The sequence below is a fragment of the Psychrobacter sp. 1Y4 genome (assembly GCF_051847555.1).
The window spans coordinates 1-1037 of the sequence record NZ_JBPYDE010000164.1; the positions used below are offsets into that span (position 1 = coordinate 1).

The 1037-nt window shown below is 36.2% G+C and carries 1 protein-coding gene; it reads left to right on the forward strand.

Features of this window, described 5'->3' with window-relative positions; genetic code table 11:
- Positions 1-1037 (forward strand): tyrosine-type recombinase/integrase (locus tag ACS8FC_RS15010; RefSeq protein WP_439297361.1); only part of this gene is annotated, 1037 nt, incomplete at both ends.

A 1037-nucleotide genomic window follows, 5' to 3' on the forward strand; every position in this document is an offset into this window, starting at 1 on the left:
TAAAGACGCTCAAAATGCTATTGCCACTAATATTGATGAGATACATGCATATTTAGTTAATCATCATGGCATTGAACCTATTGCACCTTTTTCATCTACCAAGCGAGCGCATCATAGGACAGGCTATCTTTCAGAAACCATGTTTCAGGCTATTCTTAATAATGCTGACAATCTTGAAATGACTAAGGATGAAATAGAAGCGGTGAAGCTCGCTTTGATTTTAGGGCAGCGCTGTGGACTCAGGATAGGTGAAATAGTTAAGATTAGATTAAAAGATGTGGCTATAACTTCAGCTTATCTAGAAGTGCGTAATAATAAATATGGTAATAATAAAACGGGTTCTGCCTTAAGACGGACATTGTTAGAACAACTTTTAACAAATTCAGAAATGTCGTTTTTCAAGAGAGTCGAGCTTAGGCGTGGTAAAAGTAAAGGGGATACCTTAATCGCTAATCAAGCTGGTATGGCTTATCGTGCCAGTGATTTGTCAAAAACCATATCTCAGTTAATTAAAACTACAACAGGACTTTCTCATCTCACGACCCATCATTTAAGACATAGCTTCTTAACTAATTTTCAATTAATGTCATTTTTGTATGATAAAGCTAATGCTTTTAATGGGCATCAATGCTCTCAAACTTTAAAAGACTTATTACCTTATGACGAAGACAAGTCTTGTAAAATATTGGCTTATATTGAGACATCCCTACAATACAAAAAAATATATGCCTTAGCTGGAGTAGCTGGACATGCCAGTCCTAGCACTACTTTTGACTCTTATGTGCATTTGACTGACATTCAGATTGGATTGCTACTTTGGCACATGGATTACCAGTTGACGGCTAGACACTATAAATTACTAAGCGTTCCTAGACGTAGGGAAAAGCTGTTAGGTGCTACACCTACTGCAATTAATTATTATTTGCTTAACAAGCTCAAACTTAAACCACTGCCTAAACCAAAACATAGTGAACTACTAAAGACAGAAGATAAAACATCTACAAAGCCAAAAAGATATTCATTCGATGAAGTCCGTC